Raw genomic sequence first — 20,772 nt, 5'->3', positions numbered from 1 at the left:
CACCCGAAGCCCGCGATGCCACGCCTGCCGATCCGTTTCGCCCTTGCCGCCAGCCTGTCCACCGTCGTCGCCCTCGCCGCGTGCGGAGGCGATGATGTCACCGCCGTTGCGCGCACGGACGCGCAACCGCCGTCCGGCGGCACGACGACGACGCCGGCCCCGACGCCGCCCGCCACCACCACGCCGCAACCGGGCAAGTGGAAAGCCGCGCGCGCCGGCGACCTGATCGACGTGACGCTCGGCGATCTCCATCCGACGCAGGGTGCGATCGGCTACGACCAGATCTACTACAAGCTCGGCCGCTACGAACTGCAGCCCGACAAGAAGTTCGACGACTTCTGCGCGGACGAAGGCCTCGGCGGCGTCGCATCGAGCGGCTACACGGCCCGATCGTCGCTGCGCGAACCGGCCAGCTACACGTGCGCGACGACGGACGCGAACGCCCGCGACCGCTCGGTGCTGAACCCCGTCGTGATCGGCCCGCACGGCGATGCGCTGTACCTGACCGACGGCCACCACGGCCTGTCGACCTATTACGAGACGCCCGACGGCGGCCCGTCGCTGCATGTGCACGTCGTCGTCAAGGACAACCTCAGCGACTACTCGGGCGACGCGTTCTGGCAGCAGATGCAAAGCCGTGGCTATCTGCGCCTGAAGAACGGCGAAGGCCAGCCGATCACGACCGCGCAACTGCCGAGCGGCCTCGGTCTGAAACTCGGGATGACGAACGACCGCTACCGCTCGCTCGTCTATTTCACGCGCGACATCGGCTACAGCAAGCCCGCACAAGCGACCGACTACCTCGAGTTCTACTGGGCTGACTGGCTGCGCGCGCAGCCCGGCACGTTCGCGCTGGCGAACTATGACCTCACGCGCGTCGGCACGACCGATCCCGACCCGGCGAAGGCCGACACGGGCTACCTGAATGCGGTCTGGAATGCGTCGACGCGGATGGTCGCGGCCACCGACCCCGTGATCGACGGCAAGACGGGCGCCGATCTCGGGCGCGCCGATGCGATCAACGGCGGGAAGAAATACAGCAAGGGGGAATTCGACAAGCTGCGCCAGCCGATCACGGCCGACAAGCCCGGCAAGATCGCGTACGCGCTCGACTACAAGACGCGCCACGCGCTGCCGCAGTAAGCGTCACGCAGTAAGAAGGCAAACCCCGGGGCCAGCCATGCCGCACGGGGCTGACGTGTTCAGAGCACCTTGCGGTACCCGTCGTCATCGTCGCTCGCAACTTCGAGATGCGACACGTCGGCCCACCGCACGACTTGCGCGCGGCCATCCACGTAATCGACGACGTTGATGCTGGTGTTGAGCAGTTGATAGGTACGCGGCGCCGACAGCTCGATCCCGTTCGCGAAGCGATACACGCAATCGAGCACGCCGCCGTGCGCGACGCACGCGATCCGGCCGCCCGGATGCGCGGCGACGATCGGTTCGAGCGCATGCAGCACGCGGTGATAGAACTCACGCTGCGACTCGCCACCCTCCGGCGCGAAGCCCGGGTCGCGCGTCTGCCACGCCGCATACGCGTCCGGAAACAGCGCCTCGATCTCGGTGCTGTCGTGCCCCTGGAACGCACCGTACGAGCGTTCGCGCAACCCTTCGCGCAGCAGCAGCGGCAGCCCGAGCGCATCGGCGAACGGTTGGGCGGTCTGTTGTGCGCGCATCAGGTCGCTCGAATACACCGCGTCGATCCGCGCGCCGTCACGCGCCTCGCGCCCGAGTCGCGCCGCCAGCCGCTGCGCCTGCGCGAGCCCCGTATCGGCCAATGGGATGTCGATATGCCCCTGGATGCGCTTGATGCGGTTCCAGGCCGTCTCGCCATGGCGGATGAAAAGAATCTGCGTGGTGGCCATCGCGGCGCGCCTCCGGAAAGAATCAGGGCCGCACTTGCAGCCAGAACGTCACGGGGCCGTCGTTGACGAGCGACACCTGCATGTCGGCGCCGAACTCGCCCGTCTCGACGATCGGGTGCCGCGCCCGCGCGGCCGCGACGAAATAGTCGAACAACCGCGCGCCTTCGTCGGGCGGTGCGGCCGGCGTGAAGCTCGGACGCAGCCCGCTGTTGGTATCGGCCGCCAGCGTGAATTGCGACACGAGCAGCAGGCCGCCCGCGCGGCCCTCGCCGTCGATGTTCGACACCGGCAGGTTCATCTTGCCGGCTGCGTCGCTGAACACGCGGTAGCCGAGCAGCTTCGCGAGCAGCTTGTCGGCCGCGGCCTCGGTATCGCCGCGCTCCGCGCAAACCAGCGCGAGCAGGCCCGCGCCGATCTCGCCCGTCGTGCGGCCGCCGACGCGCACGTCGGCACGCGTCACGCGCTGGATCAGCGCGATCATGCGGTCAGCGTGACGCGCGCGAAGCGGCGCTTGCCGACCTGCACGACGAACTCGCCGGCCTCGACCTTCAGGCCCTTGTCCGACACGGTCGCGCCGTCGATCTTCACGCCGCCCTGATCGATGTTGCGCAGCGCTTCGCTGGTCGACGGCACGAGGCCGGCCTGCTTCAGCAACTGACCGATCGCGAGCGGCGCACCGGCCAGCGTGACCGACGGAATGTCGTCCGGCACGCCGCCCTTCGCGCGGTGGTTGAAGTCCTCCAGCGCGCGCTCGGCGTCGGCCTGCGAATGGAATCGCGCGACGATTTCCTGCGCGAGCAGCACCTTGAAATCGCGCGGATTGCGGCCGCCTTCGGCCTCGCGCTTGAAGCCGGCGATCTCGTCGAGGCCGCGGAACGACAGCAGCTCGAAGTAACGCCACATCAGCGTGTCCGAGATGCTCATCAGCTTGCCGAACATGTCGGTCGGCTTCTCGCTGATGCCGACGTAGTTGCCCTTCGACTTCGACATCTTCTCGACGCCGTCGAGGCCTTCGAGCAGCGGCATCGTCAGGATGCACTGCTGTTCCTGGCCGTACTGCTTCTGCAGTTCGCGGCCGACCAGCAGGTTGAATTTCTGGTCGGTGCCGCCGAGTTCGAGATCGGCGTTCAGCGCGACCGAATCGTAGCCCTGCATCAGCGGGTACAGGAATTCGTGGATCGAGATCGGCACGCCGCCCTGGAAGCGCTTCGTGAAATCCTCGCGCTCGAGAATCCGCGCGACCGTGTAGCGCGACGCGAGCTTGATCATCCCGTCCGCGCCGAGCGGCATCGACCATTCGCTGTTGTAGCGGATCTCGGTTTTTTCGCGATCGAGCACGAGCGCGGCCTGCTCGAAGTAGGTCTTCGCGTTCGATTCGATCTGCTCGCGCGTGAGCGGCGGACGCGTCGCGTTGCGGCCCGACGGATCGCCGATCAGCGACGTGAAATCGCCAATCAGGAAGATCACCGTATGGCCGAGATCCTGCAACTGGCGCATCTTGTTCAGCACGACCGTATGGCCGATGTGGATGTCCGGTGCGGTCGGATCGAGGCCGAGCTTGATGCGCAGCGGCGTGCCGGTGGCTGCGCTGCGCGCGAGCTTCTGCGCGAACTCTTCCTCGATCAGCAGCTCGTCGACGCCGCGCTTCGTGACGGCGAGCGCATGCCGGACTTCGTCGGTGATCGGGAAAACGGGCTTGGAACTGGGTTCGGTGCTCATCGGTGCCAGGAAGAATGTCGCAAAAACAGGGATTTTCCCATAACTTGCGCGCGCATCGCTTAACGACGCGTCACGTTGCGCGGATAATCGGGCGCAAGGCGCGCGGCACCGGCCCGCGCCGCACGATCCAGGAGAACCCAACGTGCCGCAACGACAGCCGCAGCCTGCCCATCCGGCAGACGGCATCTATTTCGGGCTGATGTCGGGAACCAGCATGGACGGCGTCGACGGCGTCGCCGTGCGTTTCAAGGCCGGCCGCGCGCCGGTCGTGCTCGCGGAAGCGTTCGTCGGCTTCGCGCAATCGCTGCGCGACGCGTTGTTCGCGCTGCAGCAGCCCGGCGACAACGAGATCGACCGCGAATCGCTCGCCGCGAATGCGCTCGTCGCGCGCTATGCGGTGTGCTGCCATGAATTGCAGCGCACGGCCGGGCTGTCGCGCGACGAGATCCGCGCGATCGGCGTGCACGGCCAGACGGTGCGCCATCGCCCCGAGCGCGGCTATACGCGCCAGCTCAACAATCCGGCGCTGCTCGCGGAGCTGACGCAGGTCGACGTGATCGCCGATTTCCGCAGCCGCGACGTGGCCGCCGGCGGTCACGGCGCGCCGCTCGCGCCCGCGTTCCATGCGACGGTGTTCGGCGCGCCGGGCGAAACGCGGGTCGTCTGCAATCTCGGCGGGATCAGCAACATCACGATCCTGCCTGGCGCGGACGGCGACGTGCGCGGCTTCGACTGCGGCCCCGCGAACGCGCTGATCGATGCCTGGGCGACCCGCCACCTCGGCAAGCCGTACGACGACGGCGGGAAGTTCGCCGCACGCGGCACCGTACAGGCATCGCTGCTCGACGCCCTGCTCGACGAACCGTATTTCACCGCGCCGCCGCCAAAGAGCACCGGACGCGATCTGTTCAATCCCGCATGGCTCGACGCCAAGCTCGCCGCGTTCCCGCAAGTTGCACCGGAGGACGTGCAGGCCACGCTCACCGCGCTCACCGCCGTATCGGTGGCGCGCGAAATCGCGCAGCACGCACCGGGCTGCAAGGCCGTGTTCGTCTGCGGCGGCGGCGCACGCAATCCGGTACTGCTCGACGCGCTCCGGCACGCGCTGCGCGAGGCCGGCGTGCCGGCCGCGGTCGACACCACGGCCGCACTCGGCGTGCCGCCGCAGCAGGTCGAAGCGCTCGCGTTCGCGTGGCTCGCGTACCGCTTCACCGCGCGCCAGCCCGGCAATCTCGCGACGGTCACCGGCGCAGCCGGCAACCGCGTGCTCGGCGCGCTCTATCCGCGCTGACGCGATATCCGCCGCGCGGTGAGCGCCGCAGGACGAGTGCGCATAAAAAAAACGGGGCATGAAGCCCCGTTTTTCATTCCGGCGAACCGGCGCGGATCTGCCGTGCGCTCAGACCGAGAACGACGAACCGCACCCGCAGGTGGTGGTCGCGTTCGGGTTCTTGATCACGAACTGGGCGCCGTTGAGGTCGTCCTTGTAGTCGATCTCGGCGCCGACCAGGTACTGGTAGCTCATCGAGTCGATCAGGAGCTGGACGCCGTTCTTGTTCATCACGGTGTCGTCCTCGTTGACTTCCTCGTCGAACGTGAAGCCATACTGGAAGCCCGAGCAGCCGCCACCCTGCACGAACACGCGCAGCTTCAAGTCGGGATTGCCCTCTTCGTCGATCAGTTGCTTGACCTTGTCGGCCGCGGCGTCGGTGAAGACGAACGGCAGCGGCATATCGGTCGTCGTTGCTGCGGTTTCGGTAACAGCGTTCATTCGAACTCTCCAAAAAGCTTTAGCCGCTATTGTAGGGCCGATCAGAAGATCGTGCTGATGTCCATGAAATCAATAGGTTCTTGTCGATTTCATCAAACGCGCCCGCGCGGGTGGCGGCCGCGGCGGCCCGGGTGCGGGTAGTCAGCGGGCATAAAAAAACCGCCAGCGTGAAAGCTGGCGGTTTTTCCGGCAGACGCCGCTCGAAAGCGGCGAGGCCATGAAGCGGAATTAACGCTTCGAGAACTGCTTTGCGCGGCGTGCCTTGCGCAGACCGACCTTCTTACGCTCGACTTCACGCGCATCGCGCGTGACGAAGCCTGCGCTCGACAGCGACGGCTTCAGCGTCGCATCGTAGTCGATCAGTGCACGGGTGATGCCGTGACGCACTGCGCCTGCCTGACCCGTTTCGCCGCCGCCGTTGACGTTCACCTTGATGTCGAACGTCTGGCCGTGGTTCGTGAGTTCCAGCGGTTGACGCACGATCATCAGCGACGTTTCGCGCGAGAAGTAGTCAGCGATGGGCTTGCCGTTGACGATGATGTCGCCCTTGCCAGCCTTGATGAAGACACGTGCGACTGCGCTCTTGCGGCGGCCCGTACCGTAGTTCCAGTTACCGATCATGTGGGTCCCCTTAGATCTCGAGCGCCTTCGGCTGTTGAGCCGAGTGCGGATGCGTCGCTTCTGCGTAGACCTTCAGCTTCTTGATCATCGCGTAGCCGAGCGGGCCCTTCGGCAGCATGCCCTTGACCGCCTTCTCGAGCGCGCGGCCCGGGAAGCGCTCTTGCATCTTGCCGAACGTCGTTTCATAGATACCGCCCGGGTAGCCCGAGTGACGGTAGTACTTCTTGTCCAGCGTCTTGTTGCCCGTGACCTTCAACTTGCTCGCGTTGATGATGATGATGAAATCACCAGTGTCGACGTGCGGGGTGAACTCAGGCTTGTGCTTGCCGCGCAGACGGCGTGCCACTTCGCTGGCAACACGGCCGAGAACCTTATCCGTCGCGTCAATCACGTACCATTCGCGCGTCACCTCATGGGCTTTTGCGGAAAACGTCTTCATGATCGATCCAAAAAAATTGCTTTGCCCGATGTGTTCTTCCTGCTTGTCTGTGTGCGCTTCGAGGCGCGGTGCAGGCTCTCCCTGTTCTTTTTCCGTGGGCATGAATGCGGAAAAGCCCTGAATTATAAAGGAAATACGGCTACGTGGTCAAAGAGAATCCACGTCCCGTGTTCGCGGCGGCCGAAATGAGCCAAAATCCGGTCGTGCCCCACCAAGCCAGGCGAACCGAGCGCCTGGGGAGGCACCCATCGACGCGCGGCACATGACCTTGCCGCGCCAGACCGGTCGAACCCGAAAAACAACAAACCAGCATGATGAAACAACGACTTACGCCCTTTCTGGCGGCCGCGCTGCTGGCCGTCGCGGCGCCCGCCGTCGCCGCCCGCTCCGGCTGCGAAGCCAAGCTCGACGCACTCGATGCACGCATCGCCGAAGCCCGGACCGCCCATGCCGAAGACCGCATCGCGCGCCTGCGCGCGGTGCGCGAACGCGTCCGCCACTTCTGCGCACGCGGCCACGGCCACGCGTCGGCCGCCCGTGCGCCGGCGCCCGATGCCGACTCGCGCGGCACGCCGCCCGACGCGACTTCGCAGCCGGCTGCGCGACAGCCCGCGTGACGGTGCCGACGCGCGCAAGCCGCGCGCGGATGTTTGCATGGGACGAAAAAAAGCCCGAACGGCTGGTTCGGGCTTAATCCACCTTAGGAGGAGGGTGGAGGAGACATGCGGAGGTTGCCGCAGCGCGGCAACCAATGAGGACCATTATACGAATGCCCCGCCGACTTCACAAGAAAATTTGCATTGCGAAATCAAATACCGCAATATGAGATTTCATCCGGAAAGCTCGTTCGGACACATTTCCCTTTGAAATCAAACACGTAAACCCCTCTGACACGACCTAAAGCTACCCTCGCCTAGAGCAAAACCCCCCTAAATCCAGCAGGGAAATCGCCGCTCGCCGCCCTGCCCGCCCGGCCCCGGCGTTGCGCGTCGTGCAGCGCATCAGCCGACCGTTGCGCCGCGGGCTACAATGCCGGATCGAATCCGAATCAGGCAACGCTGGAGTGCAAGCATGGAATGCAAAGTAAGCTGGATGGGCCAGGACGGCATGGCGTTTTCCGCCGAGACCGGCAGCGGGCACCTCGTCACGATGGACGGCGCGCCCGAAGGCGGCGGCCACAACCTCGCGCCGCGTCCGATGGAAATGGTGCTGCTCGGCACCGGCGGCTGCACCGCCTATGACGTCGTGCTGATCCTGAAGAAGAGCCGCCAGGAAGTGAGCGGCTGCTCGGTCACGCTGAAGGCCGAGCGTGCGAGCGAAGATCCGAAGGTGTTCACGAAGGTGCACTTCCACTTCACGGTCACCGGCCGCAACCTGAACCCGGCCACGGTCGAGCGCGCGATCAACCTGTCGCACGACAAGTACTGCTCCGCGTCGATCATGATCGCGAAGACGGCCGAACTCACGCATTCGTTCGACATCGTCGCCGCCTGAGCGCACGGCGCGCGCATGAAAAAAGGGCCGGTGCTCAGCAGGGAGCGCCGGCCCTTTCGCATTCGAACGGCAAAGCAGGCCGATAAGCCGGATTCTGTGCACGCTGCACGCCGAAGCGCGTAACGCGTGGCAGTCATTCCTCTAGGCGCGCCATTGCTGACGCGCTCAAGCTTCCTACCCGCAGACGAGACGGGGGCCCCGTCCTGCATCCGAAAATGCGCGCCTGCCTACTTGGAATTGCTCCGGGTGGAGGTTACCGTGCCGGCGAACGTCGCCGTCGCCGCGGTGCGCTCTTACCGCACCGTTTCACCCTTACCTGATCCCGGCTTGCGCCGGGCCATCGGCGGTTTGCTTTCTGTTGCCCTGTTCCGCGTGTCGCCACGGATGGCCGTTAGCCATCACCCTGCCCTGTGGAGTCCGGACTTTCCTCGCCCCCGCGCGCCCGAAGGCGCCGAGGCCGCGACTGCCTGGCCTGCTTTGCGACGCGCATTCTAGCACTGCGCGCCGCCGTCGGCAGCGTGCGAGCGGCGGCCGCGGCGAAACACGGCCGGATCGTCGTAGAACGCGGGGTCGGCGTTCGCCGCGCACCAGCCCGGCACACCGAGCACCGGCAGCGGCGCGAAATCGCGGCTCGTCAGCGCGCGCGTGGCCAGTTCGGCGGCAATTCGTGCGTCGATGTGCGCGCGCCGTTGCGCGTCGGGCCACGAAAAATAGTCGGCGCTCACTTCGACGATCCATGCGTGCGCGGTGCAGGACTTGTAGGGTGCGACGAGCTGTTCGAGCAGCGCATGGCCGACGACTCGCGCTTCGCAGCGCGTGCCCCACGCATCGCGCGCGGCCACCAGTAGCCGCGGCCAGTCGAAGCCGCGCAGCGCGTCGGCGAGCGCGCGGTCGGCGGTGACGAACAGCGCGGCGTTCTCGTCGAACAACGTGAGCGCGTCGCGCAACGTCCCGCGCACGGGGCCGACGCCGCCCGCCGCGTCGATCGCGGCGGCCTGGCGTGCGTTCAGCGCGGCCTTGATGCGCGGGTACGCGAACCAGACGAGCGCATTGAAGAAGTCGTGAAGATGGTGGCGGCTCGGCACGTGGCCGGTGCCCGCGATATGGGTCTCGTACGCGACGCCGGGCGGCAGCTCGGCCTGCGGCACGAAGCGCAGCGGCCTGCCGCGGCCGGTGACGCGATCGCCGCCTCGTGACACGCCGCCCAACGCGCCGTTCAACGCATCGAGCAGCGCGGCCTCGCCCGCGCGGGCGGCCGCCTGCCACGCGCGGCCCGGCTCCGCGTAAGGCGCGAGCCACGGCGCGGACCAGTCGATCCGCGCGAAATCCGCCGCCGCACGACCGGCCGCAAGGCCGGATTCGCGCGGCGGCGCGCCGGTCACGCCAGCTTCCAGCCGATCGTCTCGCCGCCGCGCAGCGGCACGACCGGCGTATCGCCCGCGAAGATCTCGCGCGGCAGTTCCCACGGCTCGCGGCGCAGCGTGACCGTCTCGGCGCTGCGCGGCAGCCCGTAGAAATCGGCGCCGAAGAAGCTCGCGAACCCTTCCAGCTTGTCGAGCGCGCCGGCCGTGTCGAACGCTTCCGCGTACAGTTCGAGCGCGTGCAGCGCCGTGTAGCAGCCCGCGCAGCCGCACGCGGTTTCCTTCGCGTCGCGCGCATGCGGCGCGCTGTCGGTGCCGAGGAAGAAGCGCGGATTGCCCGACGTCGCGGCCTCGACCAGCGCCACGCGATGCGTCTCGCGCTTGAGCACCGGCAGGCAGTAGTAATGCGGGCGAATCCCGCCGACGAACAGCGCGTTGCGGTTGTACAGCAGGTGATGCGCGGTGATCGTCGCGCCGAGCAGGCCGGGCGCCGCGTCGGCATCGCGCACGTAGTCGGCCGCGTCCTTCGTCGTGATGTGCTCGAACACGACCTTCAGGCCCGGGAAATCGCGGCGCAGCGGCGTCATCACGCGGTCGATGAACACCTTCTCGCGGTCGAACAGGTCGATCGACGCATCGGTCACCTCGCCGTGCACGAGCAGCGGCATGCCTGTGTCCTGCATCGCCTCGAGCGTCTTCGCGCATTTCGCGAGATCGGTGACGCCATGGTCGGAGTTCGTCGTCGCGCCTGCCGGATACAGCTTCACGCCGTGCACGAAGCCGCTTTCGCGCGCGCGGCGGATTTCGTCGGGCGGCGTGTTGTCGGTCAGGTACAGCGTCATCAGCGGTTCGAACGTCATCCCGGCCGGCAGCGCGGCGAGGATGCGCTCGCGATAGGCCTGCGCCTGCGCGGTGGTCGTGACCGGCGGCTTCAGGTTCGGCATGACGATGGCGCGGCCGAACTGGCGGGCGGTGTGCGGCAGCACGGCGGCGAGCATGTCGCCGTCGCGCAGGTGCAGGTGCCAGTCGTCGGGACGGGCGAGCGAAAGCGTCGCCGGGGAAGAAGCGTTCGAGGCAGTCATAGGAGGCGTCGTGAGGAACGGGCTTGCCATCGGCGGGGCCGGAACGCGCGTGCGCGGGCCGACTGACGGCAAACCGCAACACGGGGCCTTTGGCCAGCGGAATCCGCTTTTTACCGCTCAGGGCTCGGTGATATGCTAGAAGCCGCATTGTACCGGGGTTCGCCCGGTTCGTTACCCCCCGCTTCAGCCTGCCGCCCCACGTAAAATGTGCCAACTCCTTGGAATGAACTGCGCCGCGCCGACGGACGTCACATTCTCCTTCACAGGTTTCGCGGCCCGGGGCGGGCTCACCGATCACCATGCCGACGGCTGGGGCATCGCGTTCTTCGAAGACAAGGCCTGCCGTCTCTTCATCGATCACCAGGCATCGGCCACGTCGCCGATCGCCGAAATGGTGAAGCGCTACCCGATCAAGTCCAAGAACACGATCGCCCACATCCGCAAGGCGACGCAAGGGCACATCCTGCTCGAGAACAGCCATCCGTTCATGCGCGAGCTGTGGGGCCGGCACTGGATCTTCGCGCATAACGGCGACCTGCAGGACTACGCGCCGGACATGGACGGCAGTGTCTACCACCCGGTCGGCACGACCGACAGCGAACAGGCGTTCTGCGTGCTGATGCAGGGGCTGCGCGAGGCCTTTCCCGGCGCGCAGCCGCCGCTGCCCGAGCTGTTCGAGCGGGTCGGCGAACTGACGCGCGGCATCACCGATCACGGCGTGTTCAACTTCCTGATGTCGAATGGCCAGGCGCTCTTCGCGCACTGCTCGACGCGGCTGCACTACCTCGTGCGGCGCTGGCCGTTCTCGACCGCGCATCTCGTCGACGAAGACCTGTCGATCGACTTCGCGAAATACACGACCCCCGAGGATCGCGTCGCGGTGATCGCAACGCAGCCGCTCACCGACAACGAAGTCTGGACCGCGTTCGAGCCGGGCGAGCTGATCATGTTCCAGTGCGGCGACGTCGCCGCACGGATGCAGATTCCGGTGCCCGAGCGTGTGCTCGAGAAGCTGCGCAACCCGTCGCTCGATGCGTCGGCATCCGCGCCGCGCGCGGTGGTTCGCGAAGCGCTCGCCACCGCGGCCGACGGCGATGCCGACGACGCGATCGATTTCTGAAGCCCGGCGCGGCATCGGCTGCGCTCGCTTTCCGAACTGCTGCGCGCACTTCATGCGGCATCAGCACAAATCGCCTCGCTCCGGTCAATACGGTTTCGTTTTAACCGCCACCCGGCGCAATCGATTGACATCACCCGACATCCGCTTGATTTATTAATTTACAAGCGAAAGCAAATAAAAGATGGAATCAGAAAAATAACCATCAATTAAAACAAGAACCCCTGATCCGGATTTTAACGCACCGCATCTGCCGGAACCGTTCGCTATCCCACCTACTCCGGTAGCCGTTCCAGATCTTCGCAAAGCCCCTACCAGCCCGCCCCCGCCATAGCCTTCGGTTCGATTAACCACACAAATCAAAAATACCACGCATTACGGTTCGCATCATTACAGTTTCCAGTTTCTCGATAATCGACGGCCATCTGAATCAGTAGACTCCGCCCATCCTCGGTGTAACGAAACACGATTGGCGCGACACGCTGCCATAGCCGCCGCACGCCCCTTCGGATCATTTCCCCACCGCGGAATGCGAATTCGCCGAACAACGGCGAATGCCACGTCAAAAAGAAGAAAGAGGGGTATGTCGTGAATCACTCATTTCGATCGATATGGAGCGAGGCCGCCGGCTGCTGGGTCGCGGTCGCGGAAACGACCCGGGCACGCGGCAAGCGCTCGGGCGCTGCATCGGGGCCAAGTCAGCGCACCGCCCGCAAGGCAACGCATCACGCAGTACGCCGGTCGCCGCTTCGTGTCGCGGCGCTCGGCGCCGCACTGGCGGCACTGTCGGCCGGCACCGTGCACGCATCGACCTGCGGCAACGGCGCGGCCGTCGCGAACGGCGCCACCTGCGCGCTCGGCAGTTTCAGCCCGACCGTCAACAACGATCTCGTCGGCGCCACGACCGTGTCGGGCGGCGACCGGGTCGGCCTGACCGGTGCCTGGACGGGCGCGACCGGCGACATGGGCTACACGCCGATGCCGCTCGGCAACACGTCCATCATTTCGGGCAACCCGAATCAGCCGTTGGTCACGCTCGGCGGCAAGACGCAAAGCGTCGGTACCCCCGATTCGATCACGGGCGGCCGCACGTCCGTCGCCACTTACGACTCGTCCGCGTTCGTGTCATCGACCGCGGGCTCGACCGTCGTGCAGGTCTACCACGACGTGAACGACAACCAGTACGTGAACACGCGGATCGGCACGGTCGCGAATTCGGGCGGCACGCTCGACGTATCGATCGGCAACCCCGCGAACGCACCTGCGGCAACCGGCAACGTGATGACGATCGCGGCCAAGCAGAGCGATCTCGCCTACGCGGACGGCACCGGCTCGGCACCCAGCGTCATCAACTGGAATTCGCGCAACCAGATCTGGTTCATCACCGGCGACTATCTCGCGAGCGGCGGCCCCCTCGGCAGCATCGAGCTCGACGTGCCGACCTACGCAGGCACCTTCACCGCGTTCGACGGCAGCACCTGGACCGTCACCGACGCCGCGTCGCTCGCCGCGTACAACGACTTTCTCGTGCGCTCGGTCCGCAACGGCGCGCTCGGCTCGCAGACCGCGTACGACACCGCGTTCGGCCAGGCCGTGACACTTTCCCCGCAGACCTTCGAGTATGCGAACGACGTATCGCCCGGCGACAAGAACGCGCTGCCCAGAAACTACCCGTCCGCGATGCACGGCACGGGCGCGAACGCTACGCTGCACATCGGCAAGGACGGTCAGATCGACTTCCGCGGCTCCAACACGATCGATGAGAGCGCGGCCGTCGTCGCGGAGAACGGCGCGCACTTCGTCAACGACGGGCGCCTGTCGGGCGACTTCACGCTGGTGCGCCTGCTGAGCGGCGCGAGCGGCGTCAACAACGGCACGATCTCGTCCGGCTATACGGTCGGCGACAACGTCAACACGGGGGGCGCCACCCCTTCCGACAACTTCGGGCTCAACACGTACGTCGAAGGCAGCGGCGTGTACGCGAACGGCGCCGGCACGACGTTCGTCAACAACGGCGTGATGAACGTCGGCGCCTGGAATCTCACCCGCAACCGGCTCGACCTGCAGAACTACGCGGTAGCCGCCACGGACGGCGCGCGCGCGTCGAACGCCGGCACGATCAACGTCGGCGTCAACGCGACGACGCTCGACAGCCAGGTGATCGGCGGCCTCGTCGCCGGCGGCAGCTTCACGAACGAAGCCGGCGGCACGATCTATCTCGGCCGCGCCGCGCAGTACGACCCCAGCTCCCCCGAAGCCGCGAACGACGTCGCGCTGTCCGCGCACGGGTACGGCATCCTGCTCGGCGCGTCGGGCACCGCCAGCAACCTCGGCACGATCGTGATCGGCACGCAGACGCAGAACGGCGCCGCACTGGCGAGCATCGGGTCGACTTCCGGCACGCTGACCAACGCGGGCGCGATCGTCGTCAACGGCGCGGCGCCCGGCACGCCGCTCGCCAACGTCGGCATGCTCGCGGCCGATACCGCCGCGACCGTGACCAATACGGGCACGATCACGCTGAATGGCGTGAACGGCATCGGCATCATGGTCGTCGGGACCGGCACGAACGCGACGGCCGCGACGTCGACCGGCACGATCGACGTGGCCGGCGGGCTCGATCCCGCGTCGGGCACGCGCAACTACGGCGTCTGGGCCGAAGGGCCGCTCGCGAAAGCCACGCTCGACGGTACGCTGAACCTGACGGGCACCGGCGCGATCGGCGTACACGCGCGTTCGGGCGCGACGATCGACGTCGGCGCGAACGCCGTGCCGGCCTTCATGTCCGGCACCCACCAGATCGGCTTCTATGCATACGGCGCAGGCTCGAAAATCAACGTCGCCGCGCAGCACCTGAGTGTCGACACCGACGATTCGACGCTGTTCCGCGTCGCGGGCGGCGCGGCCTACACGGGCGCGTCGGCGGCTGGCGCGCTGATCACCGACGTCAACGGCCAGCGCGCGCGTGGCGTGCTCGCGACCGACGTCGGCACCACGCTGTCGACCGGCAACGCGATCTACGACGTCAAAGGCGCGAACGGCATCGCGATCGCGGTCGAAGGCGGCGCGACAGGCACGATCGACCCGGGCACGACGATCCACCTGAACGCGGCCGGCGCGACCGCGGGCATCGTCGACGGCCAGGCGCACGACCTCGCCGGCGCGGCTGCCGGCGCACCGGTCGCGACGACGCTGACCAATCACGCCGCCGTCACGTCGTCGACCGCCGGCGTGACCGGCTTCATCGCGCAGAACCTCGGCACGCTCGAGAACCGCAGCTCGGTATTGCTCACCGGCGCCGGCTCGACGGGCGTCGTGGCTGGCGCGCTCGGCACGGTGAACAACGCGTCGACGATCCGCGTCTCCAACGGCACCGGCGCGCTCGTGCAGGGTGCGTCGGCCACGCTCGCCAATGCGGGTTCGATCGAAGCCGACGACGGGATCGCGGGCGTGCGTCTCACGGGGGCCGGCGCATCGGTCGCGCTGTCGGGCGCGGGCACCGTCGTCGCGAACGGCAGCGCCGACGGCGTGCTGATCGACTCGACCGTCAGCGGCGGCGGCATCGCGGCCGGCCCGACATCGATCGCGGTCGGCGGCTCGGGCAGCGGCATCCGCAACCTCGGTGCGAATGCAACGATCGCACTGTCCGGCACGCAGGTCGCCACGACCGGCAACAGCGCCGCCGGCCTTGCGTCGACCGGTGCGGGTGCACGTATCGCGGCCGATGCGGCCACGGTCGTCCGCACGGCGGGGGCCGACGCGCTTGGCCTGTCCGTGTCGGGTGCCGATTCGACGCTCACGGCCAACGGAACGACCGTCGCGACGACCGGCGCGAACGCGCATGCGATCGTCATGGACGGCGGCGCGACAGCCCTGCTGTCGGGCGCGAAGATTTCCGCATCGGGTGCCGCGGCCGATGGCATCGTCGCGCAAAACGGCGGCCGCCTCGCCGATACGGGTTCGTCGCTCGCCAGCGCGGCCGGCAACGGCGCCACCGCGAATAGCGGCGGCGTGCTCGCGTTGACCGGTACGGCGCTCACGGGCGCGACGGCCGGCGTGCTGACGTCGGACACGCTCGCGAACGGCGCGACCAGCTCGGTGCTCGTCGACGGCGGCAGCGTGACGTCCGCCACCGGGCCGGCGTTCGCCGCGCGCGGCGGCACGGCCGACATCGCGGTACGCAACGGCACGGTCGTGACGGCCGGCAACGGCACGCTGCTGAACCTCGCGAACGGCAGCAACGTGACGTTCAACGCATCGGCGGTCAACCTCGCGGGCGACATCGTGTCGGACGCGTCGAGCACCGGCAACGTGCTCCTCGCGAACGGCACGACGCTGACCGGGAAGATCGACCCGGTCGCGCTGAGTGTCGACGGCACGAGCACGTGGCGCATGATGGGCAGTTCGGTCCTGAGCAGCCTGAACAACGCGGGCCTCGTCGCGTTCGCCGCGCCGACCGGCTCGCCGACGCTGACCGGCAGCTACAAGACGCTGACGACCGGCGGCTACGTCGGCAACGGCGGCACGATCGCGCTGAACACGTATCTCGGCGCCGATACGTCACCGACCGACCGGCTGATCGTGAACGGCGGCACGGCGAGCGGCACGACCGGCCTGAAGATCGCCAACACGGCCGGCACCGGCGCGCAGACGACCGGTGACGGGATTCCCGTGGTCGTCACGGCCAACGGCGGCACGACCGCCGCGTCGGCATTCCATCTTGCCGGCCCGGTACAGGCCGGCGCGTACGAATACCGGCTCTATCGCGGTGGGCAAGACGATGCGAACGGCTGGTACCTGCGCTCGCAACTCGACCAGACCGACCCCGGCGACCCGATCCACCCGTCCGGCGGCGGCAACAACGGGAATGGCAACGCAAACGGCAACGGCGGCACGCTCGCGTATCGTCCGGGCGTGTCCGGTTACGCGATGACGCCGCTGCTGAACGCCGACTACGGCTTCTCGACGCTCGGCAGGCTGCATGAGCGCGTCGGCGACATCTACAACGTCGAGAAACAGCAGCCCGGCAATCGCGACGGCGTGTGGGGGCGCATCGGCGGCCAGAGCCTCGATGCGAACGCGGGCCGTTTCTCGGCCGACGAACGCACGTTCTTCGCGCAGTTCGGCAAGGACTGGACCCTCGACCAGGCGCCGGACGGCGCCGGCAGCACGCACGCGGGCGTGACGGCCAGCATCGGCGTGTCGAACGCGAGCTTCAGCGACATGGCGCGCGCAGGCTCGCCCGACCTGTCGACGTCGACCGGCTCGGTCGAGATGCACGCGCAGAGCGTCGGCGGCTACTGGACGCGCTATCTGCCCGACGGCACCTACTTCGACAGCGTCGGGCAGGTCACGCACTACGGCAACCGCTATCGCGACAGCTACGGCAACGAGGCGTCGCAGAACGGCTTCGGCGTCGCGCTGTCGCAGGAAGTCGGCAAGCCGTTCGCGATCGGCACGTTGCCGGTCGCGGTCGAGCCGCAAGCGCAGCTGATGTATCAGTACCTGAAGCTGAACGGGTTCAACGACAACGTGTCGACCGTGTCGGGCACGACGACGAATGCGCTGCGCGGCCGCGTCGGCGTGCGCATCTTCCGGCCGAACCTCCAGTCGGACGCGGGCGGCGGCGCCGCGACGCCGTACTTCACGGCCGACGTGCTGCACGACTTCCTGTCGCCCGGGCAGACCGTGGTCGGCGGCACGCCGTTCGCGACGCATCTCGGGCGCACCTGGTACGAGCTCGGCGTCGGCGTGACCGCCGGCTTCGGCAAGTCGGGCGAGCTGTACGCGAATGCGAAGATCGCGCGCAACATCGGCGGCGATTACCGGCGCGGGATCGTCGGGCAGGTCGGCTACCGGTACAGCTGGTAACGCCCGGCGACGGACGAAAAAAAACCGCCCGGCGGCATGCCGGGCGGTTTTCGCACGAGTGTGCGCGAGACGCGCGAACGCTCAGTGCAGGATCTTCGCGAGGAAGTCTTTCGCGCGATCCGATTTCGGATTCGAGAAGAAATCGTCCTTGCGGTCGTCCTCGACGATCGCGCCCTTGTCCATGAAGATCACGCGATGCGCGACCTTCTTCGCGAAGCCCATCTCGTGCGTGACGACCATCATCGTCATCCCTTCCTGCGCGAGTTCGACCATCACGTCGAGCACTTCGTTGATCATCTCGGGATCGAGCGCGGACGTCGGCTCGTCGAACAGCATCGCGATCGGGTCCATCGACAGCGCGCGCGCGATCGCAACCCGCTGCTGCTGGCCGCCCGACAACTGGCCCGGAAACTTGTGCGCATGCGCCTTCAGGCCGACGCGATCGAGCAGCTTCATGCCCTTCTCGTTCGCCTCGTCCTTGCCGCGGCCGAGCACCTTGACCTGCGCGAGCGTCAGGTTTTCGGTGATCGACAGGTGCGGGAACAGTTCGAAATGCTGGAACACCATCCCGACCTTCGAGCGCAGCTTCGACAGGTTCGTCTTCTTGTCGCCGACCGACTGGCCGTTCACGAGGATCTCGCCCTGCTGGAACGGCTCCAGGCCGTTCACGGTCTTGATCAGCGTCGACTTGCCGGAGCCCGACGGGCCGCACACGACGACCACTTCGCCTTTCTTGACCTCGGTCGTGCATTCGGTGAGGACCTGAAACTGGCCGTACCACTTCGAAACGTTCTTGATGGAAATCATCTTGTGACCTTTTTCTGGAGACCCTTGACGAGAGCAGACGCCAACGAGCAAATCACGAAATAGCATGCGCCGGCGAACAGGACCATCTCGACGGTCGTGCCGTCGCGATCGCCGACGTTGGCGGCCGTGCGGAAGAAGTCCGCGAGACTGATCACGTACACGAGCGACGTATCCTGGAACAGGACGATCGCCTGCGTGAGCAGCAGCGGCACCATCGCGCGGAACGCCTGCGGCAGGATCACGAGGCGCATCGCCTGCGCGTAGTTCATGCCGAGCGCGAACGCGGCGTTCACCTGCCCGCGCGGCACCGCCTGGATGCCGGCGCGGATGATCTCGGAATAATACGCGGCTTCGAACAACGAGAACGCGACCATGGCCGACGCGAGGCGGATGTCGATCGTCGGCGACAGCCCGAGCACGCCCTGCAGCAACTGCGGCACGATCAGGAAGAACCACAGCAGCACCATCACAAGCGGGATCGAGCGGAACACCGTCACGTACGCTTTCGCGAACCACGCGAGCGGCTTCACGCCGGACAGCCGCAGCAGCGCCAGCAGCGTGCCCCAGACGATCCCGATCACGATCGCGATCAGCGTGATCTTGAACGTGACGACCGCCCCCGACCACAGCGTCGGCAGCGCGCCGGGAATACTACTCCAGTCGAACTGATGCATCACTTGCCTCCGATATAGCCGGGCAGCCGCGTGCGGCCTTCGATCCAGCGCATGAACGCCATCACGACGAGGTTGATCAGCACGTAGGCGAGCGTGACCGCGATGAACGACTCGTAGGTCTGCGCGGTGTAGTCGACGAGCTGGCGCGCCTGCGCGGACAGGTCGAGCAGGCCGATCGTCGACGCGACGGCGGAGTTCTTGAAGATGTTCAGGAATTCCGACGTGAGCGGCGGCACGATGATCCGGTACGCGACGGGCAGCAGTACGTAGCGATACGTCTGCCATTGCGTGAAGCCCATCGCGAGGCCGGCCGCGCGCTGGCCCTTCGGCAGCGCGTTGATCCCCGAGCGCACCTGTTCGCACACGCGCGCGCCCGTGAACAGGCCGAGACAGACGATCGACGCGGTAAAGAACTGCGTGCCGGGCGGCAACTGCTTGATCCAGGTGCCGATCGACGCAGGCAGCAACTCGGGTATCACGAGATACCAGACGAAGAACTGCACGATCAGCGGGATGTTCCGGAAGATCGACACGTACACGGTGCCGATCGCGGCGAGCCACTTGTTCGGCACGGTGCGCAGCACGCCGAACAGCGACCCGACGATCAGCGCGATGACCCAGGCGACGAGCGACACTTCGATCGTCACCCAGAAGCCGGACATCAGCCATCCGAAATAAGTCGTCGGCTCGCCGGTCGACACGGGGCTCAGAAAGATGCCCCAGTTCCAGTGGTAAGACATGGGCAAGACTCCAGCAAAAAGAAACGGAAGAAGCGTGGCCTCTTCCGTCTCATTAGCGTCATTTCTGCATCAACGGCCGTATGGTCAGTCGAGCGCCTTGTCGTTCGGGTTCGCGTACAGCTTCTTCATCGAATCGGACAGCGGGAAGTTCAGGTTCAGCCCCTTCGGCGGAATCGGGTTCTCGAACCACTTCGCGTAGATCTTCGCGGCTTCGCCCGACTTCTCGACTTGCGAGATCGCGTCGTCGACGACCTTCTTGAAGTCGGCGTCACCCTTGCGCATCATGCAGCCGTAAGCCTCTTCCGATTGCGGCGTGCCGACGATCACCCACTCGCCCGGCTGCTTCGCCTTCGCGCGCTCGCCCGCGAGCAGCGCGTCGTCCATCATGAACGCGACCGCGCGGCCCGATTCCAGCGTGTTGAACGAATCGCCGTGATCCTTCGCGCTGATGATGTTCATGCCGAGCTGCTTGTCGTTGTTCATCTTGCGCAGCAGGCGCTCCGACGTCGTGCCGGCGGTCGTCACGACCGTCTTGCCCTTCAGGTCGGCGAAATCCTTGACGCCCGAATCCTTCTTCGTCATCAGGCGCGTGCCGATCACGAAGATCGTGTCGGAGAACGCGGCTTGCTGCTGACGCTCGAGGTTGTTGGTGGTCGAACCGCACTCGATGTCGACCGTGCCGTTCTGCACCAGCGGAATGCGGTTCTGCGACGTGACGGGGATGTTCTTCACCTGCAGGTTCGGCAGATTCAGCTTCTTCTTCACCGCGTCCACGATCTTCAGCTGGAACTCGCGCGAATAGCCGACCACCTGCTGGTTCTGGTCGTAGTAGGAGAACGGAATCGACGATTCGCGGTGGCCCAGCGCGATCACGCCCGTGTCCTTGATCTTCTTCAGCGTGCCAGTCTCCTGAGCGTACGCGCCGCTTGCGAACGCGCACAGCGCCGCGGCCATCAGGACTGCCTTGTGGTATTTCATTTTGGTCATCTCCTTGGCTAAAACCCGCGCCAGTGTATCAAAGTAATATTTTTGAAAGTACTGGTTGTTTACCGCACTACGAATCGCCCTGTGCGAAGCCTTCCTCCCGGCTCCGGGCGCTCCAGATGCGCGCGCGGGCGGTGCCGGATTCGGCACCGCCCGCGCGGGTTCATATCCACAATCGGGTGGATTGCGTCATGAATCGATCATGGTCGTCGATCGGGGACGCC

At 66.5% G+C, this 20,772-nt stretch carries 18 protein-coding genes and 1 other RNA gene; 6 read left to right on the top strand and 13 right to left on the bottom strand.

The genetic code is table 11. The features are described 5' to 3' along the window. The first annotated feature begins 15 nt into the window (after window positions 1-15). Entirely contained in the window at window positions 16-1,143 is a 1,128-nt protein-coding gene (locus H3O04_RS13445) for a ParB/Srx family N-terminal domain-containing protein (protein ID WP_202587861.1), read from the top strand. A gap of 59 nt (window positions 1,144-1,202) precedes the next feature. Here H3O04_RS13445 and H3O04_RS13440 read toward each other — a convergent pair whose 3' ends face one another. Genes H3O04_RS13440 through tyrS form a run of 3 tightly spaced genes read right to left on the bottom strand, consistent with a single transcriptional unit; the run spans window position 1,203 to window position 3,587 of the window. After that, window positions 1,203-1,868 (bottom strand): histidine phosphatase family protein, encoded by a 666-nt coding sequence (locus tag H3O04_RS13440; RefSeq protein ID WP_202587860.1) that lies wholly within the window; start codon window positions 1,866-1,868, stop codon window positions 1,203-1,205. 22 nt (window positions 1,869-1,890) lie between these two features. Further along, window positions 1,891-2,349, bottom strand: coding sequence for a D-aminoacyl-tRNA deacylase (gene dtd / locus H3O04_RS13435; RefSeq protein WP_011544595.1), 459 nt, complete (start codon window positions 2,347-2,349; stop codon window positions 1,891-1,893). After that, complete coding sequence (gene tyrS, locus H3O04_RS13430; protein WP_202587859.1) at window positions 2,346-3,587, bottom strand: tyrosine--tRNA ligase; 1,242 nt, start codon at window positions 3,585-3,587, stop codon at window positions 2,346-2,348. Before tyrS ends, dtd begins: the two co-directional genes overlap by 4 nt. Before the next feature lie 142 nt (window positions 3,588-3,729). Between tyrS and H3O04_RS13425 the strand changes: the two genes are divergently transcribed. After that, window positions 3,730-4,878 carry an anhydro-N-acetylmuramic acid kinase gene (locus H3O04_RS13425; RefSeq protein WP_078040659.1) on the top strand — a complete coding sequence of 383 codons (1,149 nt, stop codon included), beginning with the start codon at window positions 3,730-3,732 and terminating at the stop codon, window positions 4,876-4,878. Window positions 4,879-4,986: 108 nt separating this feature from the next. On the opposite strand, the gene erpA is transcribed toward H3O04_RS13425, so the two are convergent. From erpA to rplM, 3 genes are all read right to left on the bottom strand, one after another. Next, window positions 4,987-5,358: an iron-sulfur cluster insertion protein ErpA gene (gene erpA, locus H3O04_RS13420; RefSeq protein ID WP_006476903.1), complete on the bottom strand. Its 372-nt coding sequence runs from the start codon at window positions 5,356-5,358 to the stop codon at window positions 4,987-4,989. 228 nt (window positions 5,359-5,586) lie between these two features. Then, the gene (gene rpsI / locus H3O04_RS13415) at window positions 5,587-5,979 is read right to left on the bottom strand and encodes a 30S ribosomal protein S9 (RefSeq protein WP_006476904.1); all 393 of its coding nucleotides are present in this window, start codon (window positions 5,977-5,979) and stop codon (window positions 5,587-5,589) included. Between the two features lie 10 nt (window positions 5,980-5,989). Further along, window positions 5,990-6,418, bottom strand: coding sequence for a 50S ribosomal protein L13 (rplM, locus tag H3O04_RS13410; RefSeq protein WP_009687896.1), 429 nt, complete (start codon window positions 6,416-6,418; stop codon window positions 5,990-5,992). A gap of 311 nt (window positions 6,419-6,729) precedes the next feature. Between rplM and H3O04_RS13405 the strand changes: the two genes are divergently transcribed. Both H3O04_RS13405 and H3O04_RS13400 read left to right on the top strand, forming a co-directional pair. Beyond that, on the top strand, window positions 6,730-7,035 hold the full coding sequence (locus tag H3O04_RS13405) for a DUF1090 family protein (protein WP_027813213.1): 306 nt from the start codon (window positions 6,730-6,732) through the stop codon (window positions 7,033-7,035). Between the two features lie 412 nt (window positions 7,036-7,447). Then, on the top strand, window positions 7,448-7,912 hold the full coding sequence (locus H3O04_RS13400) for an OsmC family protein (protein ID WP_074801272.1): 465 nt from the start codon (window positions 7,448-7,450) through the stop codon (window positions 7,910-7,912). 67 nt (window positions 7,913-7,979) lie between these two features. Here the strand turns inward: H3O04_RS13400 and rnpB are convergent. The 3 genes from rnpB to pyrC all read right to left on the bottom strand — a co-directional run bounded on the left by rnpB (window position 7,980) and on the right by pyrC (window position 10,355). Then, window positions 7,980-8,391: RNase P RNA component class A (gene rnpB, locus H3O04_RS13395), an RNA gene on the bottom strand. A gap of 12 nt (window positions 8,392-8,403) precedes the next feature. Continuing rightward, the gene (locus H3O04_RS13390) at window positions 8,404-9,294 is read right to left on the bottom strand and encodes a DUF3025 domain-containing protein (protein WP_202587858.1); all 891 of its coding nucleotides are present in this window, start codon (window positions 9,292-9,294) and stop codon (window positions 8,404-8,406) included. Beyond that, on the bottom strand, window positions 9,291-10,355 hold the full coding sequence (gene pyrC / locus H3O04_RS13385) for a dihydroorotase (RefSeq protein ID WP_012327899.1): 1,065 nt from the start codon (window positions 10,353-10,355) through the stop codon (window positions 9,291-9,293). Before pyrC ends, H3O04_RS13390 begins: the two co-directional genes overlap by 4 nt. A 205-nt stretch (window positions 10,356-10,560) precedes the next feature. Here pyrC and H3O04_RS13380 point away from each other — a divergent pair, with 205 nt between their 5' ends. After that, window positions 10,561-11,475, top strand: coding sequence for a class II glutamine amidotransferase (locus H3O04_RS13380; RefSeq protein WP_006476906.1), 915 nt, complete (start codon window positions 10,561-10,563; stop codon window positions 11,473-11,475). A gap of 585 nt (window positions 11,476-12,060) precedes the next feature. Next, window positions 12,061-17,343 (top strand): autotransporter outer membrane beta-barrel domain-containing protein, encoded by a 5,283-nt coding sequence (locus H3O04_RS13375; RefSeq protein ID WP_202587857.1) that lies wholly within the window; start codon window positions 12,061-12,063, stop codon window positions 17,341-17,343. An 81-nt stretch (window positions 17,344-17,424) separates the two neighbouring features. Here the strand turns inward: H3O04_RS13375 and H3O04_RS13370 are convergent, their stop codons facing one another. The 4 genes from H3O04_RS13370 to H3O04_RS13355 form a co-directional block, all read right to left on the bottom strand. Continuing rightward, complete coding sequence (locus H3O04_RS13370; protein WP_011544587.1) at window positions 17,425-18,150, bottom strand: amino acid ABC transporter ATP-binding protein; 726 nt, start codon at window positions 18,148-18,150, stop codon at window positions 17,425-17,427. Then, entirely contained in the window at window positions 18,147-18,824 is a 678-nt protein-coding gene (gltK, locus tag H3O04_RS13365) for a glutamate/aspartate ABC transporter permease GltK (protein WP_011544586.1), read from the bottom strand. Before gltK ends, H3O04_RS13370 begins: the two co-directional genes overlap by 4 nt. Further along, window positions 18,824-19,564, bottom strand: coding sequence for an amino acid ABC transporter permease (locus tag H3O04_RS13360; RefSeq protein ID WP_006476908.1), 741 nt, complete (start codon window positions 19,562-19,564; stop codon window positions 18,824-18,826). The genes gltK and H3O04_RS13360 overlap by 1 nt, the downstream gene beginning before the upstream one ends. A gap of 84 nt (window positions 19,565-19,648) precedes the next feature. Next, window positions 19,649-20,542, bottom strand: a complete 894-nt coding sequence (locus tag H3O04_RS13355; protein WP_011544585.1) for a glutamate/aspartate ABC transporter substrate-binding protein — start codon at window positions 20,540-20,542, stop codon at window positions 19,649-19,651. Window positions 20,543-20,772 lie beyond the last annotated feature (230 nt).

It is taken from the genome of Burkholderia sp. KCJ3K979, assembly GCF_016759955.1.
Taxonomy (GTDB): Bacteria; Pseudomonadota; Gammaproteobacteria; order Burkholderiales; family Burkholderiaceae; genus Burkholderia; species Burkholderia orbicola.
Note: the sequence above shows the minus strand (reverse complement) of the source record. Positions and strands in the feature narration are given on the sequence as shown.

Excerpts from the sequence above, each read along its gene's own strand:
- pyrC (WP_012327899.1), bottom strand. The coding sequence starts at position 10,355 with ATGACTGCCTCGAACGCTTCTTCCCCGGCGACGCTTTCGCTCGCCCGT.
- rpsI (WP_006476904.1), bottom strand. The coding sequence starts at position 5,979 with ATGATCGGTAACTGGAACTACGGTACGGGCCGCCGCAAGAGCGCAGTC.
- H3O04_RS13370 (WP_011544587.1), bottom strand. The coding sequence starts at position 18,150 with ATGATTTCCATCAAGAACGTTTCGAAGTGGTACGGCCAGTTTCAGGTC.
- tyrS (WP_202587859.1), bottom strand. The coding sequence starts at position 3,587 with ATGAGCACCGAACCCAGTTCCAAGCCCGTTTTCCCGATCACCGACGAA.
- rplM (WP_009687896.1), bottom strand. The coding sequence starts at position 6,418 with ATGAAGACGTTTTCCGCAAAAGCCCATGAGGTGACGCGCGAATGGTAC.
- dtd (WP_011544595.1), bottom strand. The coding sequence starts at position 2,349 with ATGATCGCGCTGATCCAGCGCGTGACGCGTGCCGACGTGCGCGTCGGC.
- H3O04_RS13360 (WP_006476908.1), bottom strand. The coding sequence starts at position 19,564 with ATGTCTTACCACTGGAACTGGGGCATCTTTCTGAGCCCCGTGTCGACC.
- H3O04_RS13380 (WP_006476906.1), top strand. The coding sequence starts at position 10,561 with ATGTGCCAACTCCTTGGAATGAACTGCGCCGCGCCGACGGACGTCACA.
- gltK (WP_011544586.1), bottom strand. The coding sequence starts at position 18,824 with ATGCATCAGTTCGACTGGAGTAGTATTCCCGGCGCGCTGCCGACGCTG.
- erpA (WP_006476903.1), bottom strand. The coding sequence starts at position 5,358 with ATGAACGCTGTTACCGAAACCGCAGCAACGACGACCGATATGCCGCTG.
- H3O04_RS13355 (WP_011544585.1), bottom strand. The coding sequence starts at position 20,542 with ATGAAATACCACAAGGCAGTCCTGATGGCCGCGGCGCTGTGCGCGTTC.
- H3O04_RS13405 (WP_027813213.1), top strand. The coding sequence starts at position 6,730 with ATGATGAAACAACGACTTACGCCCTTTCTGGCGGCCGCGCTGCTGGCC.
- H3O04_RS13440 (WP_202587860.1), bottom strand. The coding sequence starts at position 1,868 with ATGGCCACCACGCAGATTCTTTTCATCCGCCATGGCGAGACGGCCTGG.
- H3O04_RS13400 (WP_074801272.1), top strand. The coding sequence starts at position 7,448 with ATGCCGGATCGAATCCGAATCAGGCAACGCTGGAGTGCAAGCATGGAA.
- H3O04_RS13445 (WP_202587861.1), top strand. The coding sequence starts at position 16 with ATGCCACGCCTGCCGATCCGTTTCGCCCTTGCCGCCAGCCTGTCCACC.